Origin of the sequence: Bradyrhizobium sp. IC4060 (assembly GCF_020193715.1) — a bacterium.
GTDB classification, from domain to species: domain Bacteria; phylum Pseudomonadota; class Alphaproteobacteria; order Rhizobiales; family Xanthobacteraceae; genus Bradyrhizobium; species Bradyrhizobium yuanmingense.
On sequence record NZ_JADYVJ010000002.1, the window covers coordinates 370,061 to 383,316 of the forward strand.

The 13,256-nt window shown below is 66.2% G+C and carries 12 protein-coding genes; 7 read left to right on the top strand and 5 right to left on the bottom strand.

From position 1 onward, the window contains the following. The first annotated feature begins 2 nt into the window (after positions 1 to 2). From I6F16_RS08575 to I6F16_RS08595, 5 genes are read left to right on the top strand one after another with little or no spacing between them, the layout of a single operon-like run. On the top strand, positions 3 to 578 hold the full coding sequence (locus tag I6F16_RS08575; RefSeq protein ID WP_225112051.1) for an alkylhydroperoxidase domain protein: 576 nt from the start codon (positions 3 to 5) through the stop codon (positions 576 to 578). A 58-nt stretch (positions 579 to 636) separates the two neighbouring features. Next, a complete protein-coding gene (locus tag I6F16_RS08580) occupies positions 637 to 1,794 on the top strand; it encodes an ABC transporter substrate-binding protein (RefSeq protein WP_036027466.1) in 1,158 nt (385 codons plus the stop codon). 53 nt (positions 1,795 to 1,847) lie between these two features. Continuing rightward, on the top strand, positions 1,848 to 3,671 hold the full coding sequence (locus I6F16_RS08585; RefSeq protein ID WP_225112052.1) for an ABC transporter permease: 1,824 nt from the start codon (positions 1,848 to 1,850) through the stop codon (positions 3,669 to 3,671). After that, positions 3,671 to 4,519 (top strand): ABC transporter ATP-binding protein, encoded by an 849-nt coding sequence (locus tag I6F16_RS08590; protein WP_225112053.1) that lies wholly within the window; start codon positions 3,671 to 3,673, stop codon positions 4,517 to 4,519. The genes I6F16_RS08585 and I6F16_RS08590 overlap by 1 nt, the downstream gene beginning before the upstream one ends. Further along, a complete protein-coding gene (locus tag I6F16_RS08595) occupies positions 4,516 to 5,253 on the top strand; it encodes an ABC transporter ATP-binding protein (protein ID WP_225112054.1) in 738 nt (245 codons plus the stop codon). The genes I6F16_RS08590 and I6F16_RS08595 overlap by 4 nt, the downstream gene beginning before the upstream one ends. Positions 5,254 to 5,256: 3 nt before the next feature. Here the strand turns inward: I6F16_RS08595 and I6F16_RS08600 are convergent, their stop codons facing one another. Further along, complete coding sequence (locus tag I6F16_RS08600) at positions 5,257 to 6,771, bottom strand: ATP-binding protein (protein WP_225112055.1); 1,515 nt, start codon at positions 6,769 to 6,771, stop codon at positions 5,257 to 5,259. Positions 6,772 to 6,890: 119 nt separating this feature from the next. Between I6F16_RS08600 and I6F16_RS37970 the strand changes: the two genes are divergently transcribed. Further along, on the top strand, positions 6,891 to 7,016 hold the full coding sequence (locus tag I6F16_RS37970) for a hypothetical protein (RefSeq protein WP_275970722.1): 126 nt from the start codon (positions 6,891 to 6,893) through the stop codon (positions 7,014 to 7,016). Next, positions 7,013 to 7,597: a LysE family transporter gene (locus I6F16_RS08605; protein ID WP_036027459.1), complete on the top strand. Its 585-nt coding sequence runs from the start codon at positions 7,013 to 7,015 to the stop codon at positions 7,595 to 7,597. Before I6F16_RS37970 ends, I6F16_RS08605 begins: the two co-directional genes overlap by 4 nt. Positions 7,598 to 7,619: 22 nt before the next feature. On the opposite strand, the gene I6F16_RS08610 is transcribed toward I6F16_RS08605, so the two are convergent. From I6F16_RS08610 to flgF, 4 genes are all read right to left on the bottom strand, one after another. After that, on the bottom strand, positions 7,620 to 8,684 hold the full coding sequence (locus tag I6F16_RS08610) for a 2-dehydropantoate 2-reductase N-terminal domain-containing protein (protein WP_036006955.1): 1,065 nt from the start codon (positions 8,682 to 8,684) through the stop codon (positions 7,620 to 7,622). Positions 8,685 to 9,707: 1,023 nt separating this feature from the next. Further along, complete coding sequence (locus I6F16_RS08615) at positions 9,708 to 10,343, bottom strand: MarR family transcriptional regulator (protein ID WP_036006959.1); 636 nt, start codon at positions 10,341 to 10,343, stop codon at positions 9,708 to 9,710. A gap of 815 nt (positions 10,344 to 11,158) precedes the next feature. After that, entirely contained in the window at positions 11,159 to 12,484 is a 1,326-nt protein-coding gene (fliI, locus tag I6F16_RS08620; protein WP_225112056.1) for a flagellar protein export ATPase FliI, read from the bottom strand. Positions 12,485 to 12,524: 40 nt separating this feature from the next. After that, on the bottom strand, positions 12,525 to 13,253 hold the full coding sequence (gene flgF, locus I6F16_RS08625) for a flagellar basal-body rod protein FlgF (protein ID WP_036027436.1): 729 nt from the start codon (positions 13,251 to 13,253) through the stop codon (positions 12,525 to 12,527). Positions 13,254 to 13,256 lie beyond the last annotated feature (3 nt).

Below are 13,256 nucleotides of genomic sequence, written 5' to 3' on the forward strand. Positions count from 1 at the left end.
TCATGAGCACCGTCAATCCGCCCGTCGCCTTCACCCAGGACGAGCTCGGCTGGGTCTCGTGGATCGACCCTCTGCCCGAGGCCGAGCTGACCGAGCGGCACTACGCCGGCCTCGTCGACCGCGCCCGCGCCGAGTCGGAATATTTTCGTCTCTTGGTGCGCGATCCCGAAGTTCTGGAGGCCCGCACCAAGACCGACAAGGACATCTTCTACAACGTCGCCGACGGCCTGCCGCGCGCCGAGCGCGAGCTCGCAGCTGCGGCGACCTCGCGCTACAACGGCTGCATCTATTGCGCCTCCGTGCATGCGCGCTTCGCCAGCACCTATTCCAAGCGCCGCGACGACGTGCAGCGTCTGCTTGACGAGGGCGTTGGGGCCGATCTCGGTGAGCGCTGGAATGCGGTGGTCAAGGCCTCGGTGGCGTTGGCCGCAACGCCGATCGCATTCGGGCCTGACAATATCGCCGAGCTGCGCCGCGCCGGTCTCGACGACGCCGAGATCGTCGACGTCATCAACGGCGCCGCGTTCTTCAACTGGGCGAACCGGCTGATGCTGTCGCTCGGCGAGCCCTCGAAATAGGCAATCTCACCGGCACGAGAATTGCTGCTGTATCAACATTGAATGGATGGAGCCGTGAATGAGCAACATCGATCGCCGTACCCTGGTCAAAGGCTCGCTCGCCGCCATGATGGCTGGCACAGCCTTCTCGCGCGCCGCACTGGCGCAATCCGCCGAGCCGATCCTGCTCGGCGTCAGCGGCCCGCTCACGGGACCGAACGCGCAATATGGCGCGCAGTGGAAGCAGGGCTTTGATCTCGCGCTCGACGAGATTCACGCCGCCGGCGGCATCAACGGCCGCAAGCTCGCCTACCAGTTCGAGGACAGCCAGAGCGATCCGCGCCAGTCGGTCGCGATCGCCCAGAAATTCGTCTCCGATCCCCGCATCGTCATGGAGCTCGGCGATTTCTCCAGTCCCGCCTCGATGGCGGCCTCCCCGATCTATCAGCGCGGCGGTCTGGTGCAGTTCGGCTTCACCAATTCGCACCCCGACTTCACCAAAGGCGGTGACTTCATGTGGAGCACGTCCGTGAGCCAGGCCGACGAGCAGCCGCTGCTGGCGTCCTACGCCGTCAGGCGGCTCGGCCTGAAGAAGCTTGCGGTGCTGCACCTCAACACCGATTGGGGCCGCACCAGCCGCGACCATTTCGTCAAGGCGGCCAAGGAATACGGCGCCGAGGTCGCGATCACCGAGGGCTACATCGCCGAGGAGCGCGACTTCCGCTCCACCTTGGTGCGCGTGCGCGACGCCAGCCCGGACGGGCTGATCCTGATCTCCTATTATTCCGACGGCGCGCTGATCGCGCGCCAGGCCCGCCAGGTCGGCCTGAAGCAGACGATCTGCGCGGCCAGCTCGGTGTATTCGCCGAAATTCATCGAGCTCGGGGGCGAGGCGGTCGAGGACGTCCATCTCGGCACGCGCTATTTCCCGCAAGATCCGCGGCCCGAGGTGAGGAAGTTCATCGACGGCTTCAAGGCCAAGTACAACGGGCAGGAGCCCGACGCCTTCAATGCATACTCCTATGACGCGATGAACATGGCCGCTGCCGTGGTGAAGATCGGCGGCACCGACCGCCGCGCCATCCGCGATGCCTTCGCCAAGGTGAAGGACGTCTCCAGCGTCATCTTCGGTCAGGCCACGTTCGACGTCGAGAGCCGCCGCGTCAAGGGCGCCATGAACGCCGAACTCGTCGTGCGCAAGGGCCAGTTCGCGCTCTGGGACGGCAAGCCGACCTGATGTGATGGCCGAAGCGATCGCTCCGGCCGCTTCTCCCTGATTAGGAATGCTGCGTGTCCTCCTGGCTCGACCACACCATCAACGGGCTGATCGTCGGCAATGTCTACGCGCTCGTTGCAGTCGGGCTCGCGCTGATCTTCGGCGTCAGCCGGCTGATCAACTTCGCGCAAGGCTCGATCTATCTGGTCGGCGCCTATATAGGCTGGATCGCGGTGGTGCAGCTGCACACGCCGCTGCCTCTTACCATCATCGTGGTCGCCGCGGCCGCGGCGATCGTCGGTCTGATCATCGAGCGGTTCGGTCTGCGGCCGCTGCAAAACTCGGTGCGCATCGCGCCGCTGCTCGCGACCATCGGCATCAGCTTCGTGCTCGACCAACTGGTGATGCTGATCTTCTCGCCCAATCCGCGCGCGCTGCCGAGCCAGTTGCCCGATGTCCGCTTCCAGGTCGGTGGCGGGACGATCGGGCCGCTTGATCTGCTCATTGCCGGCGTCGGCCTCACCAGTGCGCTGCTGCTGTTCGTGTTCCTGCGTTACACCAAGCTCGGCTGGGCCGTGCGTGCCACCGCGCAGGACCGCGACGCCGCCATGCAGATGGGCGTCGACGTCAACCGGGTCAATCAGGCCGTGTTCGGTATCGCGGCGGCGCTCGGCGGCGTCTCCGGCATGCTGGTCGGCATGTACTACAACCAGATCGACACGGCGATGAGCCTTCAGGCGACGCTCAAGGGCGTCGTCGCGGAAGTCGTCGGCGGCGCCGGCAACGTGCCGGGCGCGGTGATCGGCAGCCTGCTGCTGGGCCTCGTCGAGAGCTACGGCGTCGCCGTGCTCGGCACCAGCTACCGCAATTTGTTCGCGTTCCTGCTGCTCGTCGTCGTGCTCGTGCTGCGGCCGAACGGCCTGTTCGTCAGCGCACGGCAGGCGCCGCCCGAGCCGCTCACCGGCACGTTCATCGCGCCGAGCCGCCCGGTGAATATTCCCCGCTGGGCGCTGTTGGTCGCGGTTGCCGGCTTTGCGATCCTGCCGCTGTTTCCGGTGTCCTTCTACGTGCTCCAGACCCTGGTCAATGCCTGGTTGCTCGGCATGCTCGGGCTCAGCCTGACGCTGGTTGCGGGCACGATGGGGCAGGTGTCGCTCGGTCATGCCGCGCTGCTTGCGATCGGCGCCTACACCTCCGCATTGCTGTCGCTGGTGCTGGCCGTTCCGGCCGGACTTGCCGTCATCGGCGGTGGCCTGATGAGCGCCGCGCTCGGCACGCTCCTGATCTCGCCGTCCTTCCGCCTGCGCGGGCATTATGTGTCGATCGCGACGCTTGCGATCGGCGAGATCGTGGCGCTGGTGATCCTGAATTGGGAAAGCGTGACACGCGGTCCGATCGGCATCTCCGGCATCCCGCCGCTGGCTCTATTCGGCTATGACCTGATCAGCCCGACCTCGGTCTATTGGTTCAGCCTTGCGGTGATGGTCGTGCTGGCGCTGCTGCAGGGACGGCTGCTTACCTCGCATCTTGGCCGCAGCTTTCGCGCCATCCGCGACGACGACATCGCCGCGCGCGCCTATGGCCTCAGCCTGAACCGCTACAAGTCGATCGCCTTCATCTTCGGCGGCTTCGCCGCCGGCGTCAGCGGCGGCATCGCCGCGCATCTTTATTCCTACATCAACCACGAGACCTTCAACACGCAGCAATCCATCCTGGCGCTGACCGTCGTCATCCTCGGCGGCCTCGGCAACGTCGTCGGCGCGATCGTCGGGGCGGTGGCGCTGGTCGGCCTGCCCGAGGTGTTCCGGATCGCGGCCGAGTACCGCATCCTGATCTACGGCATCGTTCTCTTGCTGCTGGTGCGGTTCAGGCCGCAGGGCCTGTTGGGAACGGTCTGATGGAGAAGCAGCTTCACGCCATGCTGTCCCTGCGCGGCCTGACGCGCCGTTTCGGCGGCCTCACCGCGGTCGATACGATCGACCTCGATCTCGCCAAGGGCGAGCTGATCAGCATCATCGGCCCGAATGGTGCCGGCAAGACGACGCTGTTCAATCTCGTCACCGGGCTTGACCGGCCGGATGCCGGCACCGTCAGCTTCGAAGGGCAGGACATCACCGGCCTGTCCCCGGAGCGGCTCGCGGCCGAAGGCATCGCGCGCACCTTCCAGCTCGGCCGCGTGTTCGGCAATCTCAGCGTCATGGACAATGTCCTGATCGGCGCGCACACGCGGCTGCGCGCCGTGAAGCCGGCCGTGCCGGTGATCGGTCCGCTGCTGGAATTGGGTCTGGCCCTGCTGCGTCCCTCACGCGTCAGGGCCGAGGAGGAGCGGCTGCGTGAGGAGGTGAAGGCGATCCTCGCGCGTTTCGGCGAACGGCTGCTGCCGCGCATCGACCAGCCCGCCTATAGCCTCTCCTACGCCAACCGCCGCCGCGTCGAGATCGCGCGTGCGCTCGCGCTGAAGCCGCGGCTGCTGCTGCTCGACGAGCCCACCGCCGGCATGAATCCGACCGAGACCGCGGAGATGCAGGGGCTCGTCGCCGAATTGAAAGCCGAAGGGCTGACCATCCTGCTGATCGAGCACAAGCTGGAGATGGTGATGCGCCTGTCCGACCGCGTCATCGTCATGGACGAGGGCAAGAAGATCGCGGAAGGGCCGGGCGAGCAGGTGCGGACCGATCCCAAGGTGATCGAGGCCTATCTCGGTCACGGCCTGTCAGGGACGGCGGAACAGGAGAGCGCGGCATGACGAGCGCACCCGAAGCGCTGCTGGCTTTGTCTGATGTCAACACCTTCTACGGTCAGGCCCAGGTGCATTTCGACCTGTCGATCACGGTCGCGCGCGGCCACATCGTCTGCCTGCTCGGTGGCAACGCGAGCGGCAAGTCGACGACGATGAAGATCATCTTAGGCCTAGTGAAGCCGCGCTCGGGCGAGGTGACGTTCGACGGCGCTTCGCTGATCGGGCTCACCACGCCGCAGATCGTCCGCCGCGGCATCGCCTCGGTGCCGGAGGCGCGGCGGCTGTTCGCCGACATGAGCGTGCGCGAGAACATCCTGATTGGCGCGTTCGTGCGCAACGACCGCGACGCCATTGCGCAGGATCTCGACAGGATGTTGACGCTGTTCCCGAAGCTCGGCCAGCGGCTGTCGCAGCGCGCCGGCTCGCTCTCCGGCGGCGAGCAGCAGATGGTGGCGATGGCGCGCGCGCTGATGAGCCGCCCGCGCATGATCGTGATGGACGAGCCGACCATGGGCCTGTCACCGCTTTATGTCGATCGCGTGCTGGAGCTGATCCGTAGCATCAACCAGGCGGGCGTCTCGGTTTTCATGGTCGAGCAGAACGCCAGCCTCGCGCTCGAGATCGCGCACGAGGCCTATGTGCTCCAGACCGGCAAGATCGTGCTGTCGGGCCCCGCGCGCGCGCTGAAGGACGACCCCCGCATCCGCGACGCCTATCTCGGCGGCTCCGAGGCGGCCTGACAATCAAGCCGACGCCGCGCTCGCGACCTGCTCCGCCGGCTGATCATCGCCGTTGGGATCGCCCGGCGCGGTCGCCCAGGCGAGCTCCACCAGCGTCACGATCCGGCGGCCGCCACCGTCGAGCTGGACGACGATCAGGCCCTGCTCCTCCATGTAGCTGAGCAGGCGCTGCGCGCGGCGCAGCGAGTGCGAGCCGTAGGCGCGGGCGATCGCGGCATCGCCGGGGCACGGCCAGCCTTCCTTCGCCGCGCGCGCGATCATCATGAACACGCCCTGCATGTCGTCGGGCAGGATCGAGGCGCGCAGCGCCACGTCCTGCCAGGCGTCGTCTTCGGTGAGATCCGTCCCGAGCCCGGCGCGCGCATGCGTCAGCATGCGCCGGAATTCGTAGAGATCGGGCACCGCCGCCCCTAAGCCCTCGATGCGGCAGCGGACCACGAACTCCTGATAGAGCACGCCGATGGCACGGAAGCCGGCATCGGGCTCGGCCATCACGGCACGCAGCGTGCGATCCACGCGCTCGCGCCGCTCGGCGAGCTCTTCGGCACTGACGGGAGCCTCGACCGCCTCTAGCCGAATCTCCGGCACCGCGGCGGCCTTCGCCGCGCGAAGCTGCTCGAGCAGATCCGGAGCCGGCCGTCGCTGCGGCCGGCTGGCATCGGGCGGCGGTGCGGCGAGGATGACCGCGCGGGCATCTTCAAGCGTGGCTTCCGGCAGCGGCATCAGCCGCGGTGTCGAATTGCGCGGGCTGGTCTCGGTCGGGCCGATGTTGAGGCGCAGCGGCCGGCGCGACAGCGCAGGTCCCAGTGCCATGAACTGGCCGCGCTCGAGATCGCGGAAGGCTTCCGCCTGCCGCCGCTCCATGCCGAGCAGGTCGGCGGCGCGCGCCATGTCGATGTCGAGGAAGGTGCGGCCCATCAGGAAGTTCGAGGCTTCGGCCGCGACGTTCTTGGCGAGCTTGGCCAGGCGCTGGGTCGCGATGATGCCGGCAAGCCCGCGCTTGCGGCCGCGGCACATCAGATTGGTCATGGCGCCGAGCGAGAGCTTGCGTGCTTCGTCCGAGACTTCGCCCGCCACCGCCGGCGCAAACAGCTGCGCCTCGTCCACGACCACCAGCATCGGGTACCAATGATCGCGGTCGACGTCGAACATCCCGCCGAGGAAGGCAGCCGCGCGCCGCATCTGGTTCTCGGCATCCAGCCCTTCGAGATTGAGCACGGTGGAGACGCGATGCAGCCGCGCGCGCTCGCCCGCGACCTGGAGGCCGCGCTCGGTGTGATCCTCCGCCTCGATCACCAGATGGCCGAAGCGCTCGGCCAGCGTGACGAAGTCGCCCTCGGGATCGATGATGGCCTGCTGCACCCAGGGTGCGCTCTGTTCCAGCAGCCGCCGCAAGAGATGCGACTTGCCGGAGCCCGAATTGCCCTGCACCAGGAGACGGGTCGCCAGCAGTTCCTCGAGGTCCATGGCGGCCGCGGCGCCTGCCGTGGTCTGCCCCATCTCGATCGCAACCGTCATGTCCCCGACTCAAAGTCCCGTCATTCGCGGACAGCGGCTTATCAATCCAGCCGCGGCGCGTCGAGCGCTCCAGCGCGAATCAGGCGGTGTTGCCCACGCCAAAACGGAAAGCATTCGCCGTGAGCGGCAGGAACCCGGTGCCGAACGGCCTCGGCTCGGGGAAGATGGTGCAGATCGCCATCGCTCGGCCCGAAATGATGCAGATCAAGATCGACCGGCCCGAGACCTGCTATCCGGCCGTATGACCTTTCTGACCTTCTTCACGGCGACCTATTTCCTGCTGGCGGTGCCGGGGCCGACCAACACCCTGCTGGCGACATCGGGGGCCGGAGCGGGCATCTCGCGCTCCCTTCATCTGCTTGCGGCGGAGCTGTGCGGCTATCTGCTGGCGATCGCGGTGCTGCGGCTGGCGCTCGGTCCGGTCATCAGCGACATCCCGATTGCGGCGCTGCTGCTCCGCGTCGCCGTGACCATCTACATCCTGTGCCTCGCGGTCATGCTCTGGCGCGTCAATACGCGCGAGCTGCGCGACGGCGCTGCGGTGACGTTCGGCCAGGTGCTGCTGACGACGCTGCTCAACCCGAAAGCACTGGTCTTCGCGTTCCTGCTGCTGCCGCTTGGGGCCGGGCCGCTCGAACTGCTGCCGTGGCTCGGCGTGATCGTGCTGCAGATTCTCACCGCCGGCGCCGCGTGGATCATTCTCGGCGCAACGCTCGGCCGGGGCGCCCGTCGCCTCGGGCGCCCTGACCTCGTCACGCGCACCGGCGCGGTTACGCTGGTCGCCGTGACCGGCCTGATCTGGCTGCAATCCTTCCTGGTTGCCTGAGCGGACCTCGGTGGGAGCGGCGCTACTGCGCGCCGGAGCCGCCCTGCACGATCTTCTCGTTCAGCTTCTGGTCCACGGTGTCGACGGTGCGGTCGATCTCGGCGTTGGGCACGCCGAGCTGATGCGAGATCAGCTTCACCAGCAGGTCGACGCGTTCGATGAAGGGCGCACCGCTCGCGACCGCGCGCGCCGCCGATGACGGCTTGAGCAGGCTCTCCGCGGCCTTGGCGTACTTCGCGAACGGCACCTGGTCCTGCGGATCGGCGCCGAGGCGGCGGGCGATCGCATCGACATGGTCGTAGATCGTCTGCGAACGATTGAGATCGCCGTGCACGGCGTCGCGGATCGACTGCGGCTCGTTCGGCGTGATGCAGCGGTAATTGCCGGTCAGCAGCATCGACCATTTCGCCAGCGGCACGAACAGGGAATCGAACACTTTCAGCTTCACCGGCACGTCGTGGCCGTCGAGCGTCACTGCGTCGATGTCGGCCTCCAGCTCGCGCAGCAGCTTGTTGTGCTTCTCGTCGGCGAAGACCGACGCCTTGAAGTTGGTGGGCAGGCCGACATGCAGCACGTTGGCGGCCTCTTCCGGCGGCCGGAAGGCCTGCGGGTCGGGCGAGCACAGCGTCACCAGCCCGGGCTCAAACCGCTCCCACACCTGCGCATTGGTGTAGGCCTCCTCGAGATCCATGTCGGCGAGTGCCGGAATCCGCTTCAGGTAGGGCAGGGGCGGCATGTTCATGATCGACAGGCACGGCAGCTTCGCCGCGGCAATCTTGACCATGAGGACGCGCACCGTGTGGTTGGTGTATTGCGGCTCCTGCATCGCGAGGCCGACCAGATCGTAGCGGGAGAGGTCGACATTGGCCGGCGTCACCGCGTCGAGCTTGCCAGGGAGGTTGCGGGAGAAGATCGCCCGGTGCACCGCCTCGTCGCGTAGCTTAATGCGCACCTCGGTACCGTCGCGGTTGATCAGCTCCGCAGTCTTTGCGCGGCAGACCAGGGTCACGTTGTGCCCGGCCATCAGCAGCTTCGTGCCCAGCAGGGAGCCGTAAGAAGCCCCAAGAATCAATATGTTGCGCGCCATGCTCCGTCCCCTGGAAATCTGTGTGATTTTTCCGGCCCCGGCCGTTCCGCGGGGCAGTTGAGGGCATGTAAAGCGAAGCGCAGGGGAATGGCAACTGGGATAATGCATACAAGGGTGCGTCTGGTCCCCGCGGGTTCGAGGGCCAGCCTGGCGGCCTGTTTCGGTCTCGTGTCAACCCAGTGAAGCAAAGATATTCTTCTTTACCGAAATTCGGATTTGTCGTATCTGTCGGTCATCCCGGCTCAATCTCGAGGGGCGATCATGAGGTCGTCATTGTCGCGAGCCGGGCTTGCGGTGGACGCGGCAGCGTCGGGCGCGAAAGGTGCGGGCAGGGAGGGTAGTCCCCGGTGAGCTCGCGGCCGCGCGCGGACGAACGGCGCTGCTAGGTCTCGTCTCGTCTTGCAAGTTTCCGGCGCTGTCGACGGTGCCAGGGAAAACTGCGGCGAAATGGCGGGCCGTGCGTACGGCAAAACCGTGTGGTCCTGGCCGTCGTTGCTACGGTCAAGCTCTTGCGGAGGCGGCTTTGGCGTCAACCGGCGCGGTGCCGGTGAGTTTTGCGAGGGTGAGGGAGGCCAGAACGAACTCGGCTCCCGGGAGAGCACGGCATAAGCCGTCCGACCATCGCGCAGGGAAGGCCGAGTGATTGGCACCACCTGTATGCTGCTGTGCGGTTTTCTGCGTGTGCGTTTTGCGCAGCGGACCGCGGGTGCGAGGTCAGCACCCGGTCTTCCCTGCGCCCTCTTGCCGATGAGGGCGGCGAGACGAAGCAAAGCTCGGGCGAAATCAGTCGCGAGAATGAATATGCACGTCTGCGACCACACACTCGCTGTCATCGCCCGGCTTGACCGGGCGATCCAGTACTCCGAGGCGACAGTTGTTCAATGCAGAGGCCGCGGCGTACTGGATTCCCCGCCTTCGCGGGGAATGACAGCCGTCACTCGGAGAGCGAGCTATCGCCTCATACTCCGTCATTGCTTCGCTTCGCTCGCAATGACGTTGATGGAGCGCCGCTTCTTGGCGGCCTCAGCCCTGGCTCGCCATGCGCTCGCGGTCGAGATGCTGCTCGATCTTGGGGCGGTCACGCGTGCGCTCGAAGCTGGTGCAGAGCAGCTCGGTCTCCTCGAGCGAGATCGGAGCACGATAGAGCCGGCACATGAATTCGGCGTTTCCACGCCCCTTGCCGGTGCCCGGCCCGCGCTCTGCGAGAAACATGCAGTCCCGGCAGATGCTCGCTTCGAGCCGCTGATGGGCAGCATCGAGGTGATTGAGGATCTCGCGGAGAGAGTCGCGCAGCCTGATGCACTCCTCGGTCCCGAGCGACGTCACCGCGTTGACCACGTGATTGATCGGGTCGTGCTGGCTCAGGCATTTCTCGCCCTGCGGCGTGACGTGCAGGACGACGGAACGCTTGTCCTCATGCGACGGCTTTCGCACCAGGAACGACTTGCTCTCCAGAGTCTTCACGATCTGCGACGCCGTCGCGCGTGTGGCGCCGATGAAGCCGGCCAGTGCGGACGGCGTGCGCGAAAACCTGTTGGCGCGCCCGAGAAAGCGCAGCGCCATCCATTCCCGATCGCGCAATCCATGCTGATTGCCTTCGAAATACCAAGCCCGCGCCGCCTGAACCAGCAGCTCGACGGCTTCCCGCGCCAATGGCATGAATCTACCTCGTCCCCGGAACTTCGTCTGCGGCGTCCCGAAGCCGCTTTGCGCCCTGAGTGTCAGACGAGCATGCCCTGTCGAACTCTCGCACAATGGCGCGGATCGCACCGCGCCCGACCTCGGCCGAGGAGCGTCGCATCGTCCGCAGCGAGAAGCCGTATCGCTGATGGCATGCCAACGGCGTGGTCTTCGCGGCGGAGCTCGGGTTGCCGTCGCCGGCAAACGGTGGATCGGAGTGGCTCAACCGAAGCCCCCAAAGTTCAAGTCACAAGCAGACGTTTCTTATACTCATCCAAAACGATGGATGAGCTTCTCAACAAAATCAAGTAGAGACCCTCTCACAGGCTGGATGTCGTCGCAGGCGAATGTAACGTTCAAGGGCAATCTCGTTGTTCGGGACACATGATGGTGAACGCAATACATGGCGCGGCGAGTAATATGCACTCGATATTGTGAGAGTTTGATTGCACGCGCGTTGTTGTCTTGCGTTGATGCAAACTGATCGAAGCTTGTGCATCACGATGACGTTTGGCGGCACGTCATCCACAACTTGTGCGTTCTGCCGCGGAATCGTCGAGAGAACTCATTGGAATTGCACGCGGCGGTTGTTCCCGTCGTGCTTGCAGAATAGACTCTTCGATCGCTTGCACAGCGCTTGCCAGCTCGTGCACACCGCGAACGGCGAATTCGCTCACGACGAAAATGGGTGAGCCGGTGTGCACGCGCATGCGCTGGAAGCGTAGCGACATGCGCAATCTCTTGTCGAAAACCACGGGCAGGGCGGACGGCAGGCGCCTCACCCTCTCCACCCGTCAGTCGCCCTTGAGCATGTCCCGAAGCTCGCGGAACGGATCGGCGCTCGGCGGGGCCGATGCGCCCTGTCGCATCGCGTTGTAGATTCGCGGAACCATCTCGACCGCCTGGTCGAGGCCCGAATCACGTCCCGGCTGATAGCCGCCCATCAGGCGAAGGTCGCGCGTGTCCTCGTATTTCGCGATCATGGCGCGCAGCTTGCTCACCAATTCGCGCTCCTCGGGGTCCCAGACGTTGTGGGCGAGGCGGGAGACCGAGGCCAGAACATCGACGGCCGGATAGCGCGCCTGGTCGGCGATGTGCCTTGAGAGCACGATGTGCCCATCGAGCGTGCCGCGGATGGTGTCGGCGATCGGCTCGTTGTGATCGTCGCCGTCGACCAGCACGGAGAAGATCCCGGTGATGGTGCCGGATCCCTCCTCGCCCGGACCGGCGCGCTCGAGCAGGCGCGGCAGATCGGTGAAGACCGTCGGCGCGTAGCCGCGCGCCACCGCGGGCTCGCCGGCGGAGAGCGCGACCTCGCGGGCGGCGTGGGCAAAACGGGTGATCGAATCCACCATCAGCAGGACCGATTCGCCGCGGTCGCGGAAATATTCGGCGACCGCCATCGCCGTCTTCGGCGCCAGTCGCCGCATCATCGGGCTTTCGTCGCCCGTCGAGACGATTGTGACAGCGCGATGACGGTCGTTGCCCAGCACGTCCTCGATGAACTCGCGCACCTCGCGGCCGCGCTCGCCGACCAGGGCCAGCACGACGGTGTCGAAGCCCTGGCTGCGGGCGAGCATCGCGAGCAGCGTCGATTTGCCGACGCCCGATCCGGCAAAGATGCCGACGCGCTGGCCGGCGCAGACCGGCGCGAACAGGTCGATGACGCGTACGCCGGTGCGCAGCGGCTTGTGCACGCGCGCACGCTTCATGGCCGACGGCGCCTCCGCCTCCGCCGAGACCGCCTGCGACCCTTGCGTGAGCGGCCCCTGTCCGTCCAGCGGCGCGCCGAGGGCGTTGATGACGCGGCCCTTCCAGCTCGGATCGGGCGCGAAGGACAGCGGCGGCATCCGGTAGGCCGCCGAGCCGAGCCCGCCGCCAAATTGCCGGTCGAACGGCTTGGCGATGATGCCGTCGCTGTCGATCCGCACCACCTCGCCGATCTGGCGCTTACCGCCGCAATCGACGCCGATGAGCTCGCCGAGCCTGACGAAGCGCGACAGGCCGCAGACGCGGAAATGCGTCGGCGCGATCTCGGAGATCGCGCCACTGACGCTTGCCAGGGGAGTGCTCTGCTGAAGCTCCAGCAGCGCCCACTCGAGTTGCCGAAGAGCGTTCAAGGAAACCGTCCAACCTCATCCTGCGCGCTTGGCGCGCAATCTACTTGCCGGGTTCGCCGAGGGTCCGGATCGCGTTCTGCAGCGAGCTCTCGGTGCCCTCGATCATCGAGTTGGTGCCATCGAAAGCGCGCGATGCCGAGATCAGCCGCGTCAGTTCGAGCATCGGATTGGCGCCGGAGCCTTCGACATAGCCCTGCTTGAAGCCGTCCCGGGAGAAGTCCGCGATGGCGGTCGCAGGCCGGTCGGGCGTCACGCCTGAATTGCCGTAGCGTTCGAGATTGGCGTCGGCCGGAATGCTGAACAGGCCGATGGTGCCGATCTCGTTGTTGTCCTGGATGATCGCGCCGCTGCGCGCGATCGAGATCGGTCCGCCGTTCGGGTCGAGCGTGATCTGCGCGCCGCCGGAATCGACGATCGGAAAGCCGCTCACGGTCTGAAGATCGCCGTTTGGGGCGATCTGGAGCCGGCCGTCGCGCGTGTAGACGGTGCCGTTCGGACCGGCGAAGGCGATCCAGCCCTGGCCGACCACGGCGACGTCCAGCGGGTTGCCGCTCTCGGTGATGTTGCCCATCTCGCGCGAGATGATGTTGTCGCCGGGCGAGGAGAACGCCACCGGCGTCGGACCGGCCTTGGACAGCACGGTCTCGAACTTCACCACGTCGGTGCGGAACGCGGCCGTGTTGACGTTGGCGACGTTGTTGGCGATCGTCTGGAGGCGCTTTTCGAGGGCGACCTGCGCCGACAATCCCACATAGAGAGCCGATTGCATGAC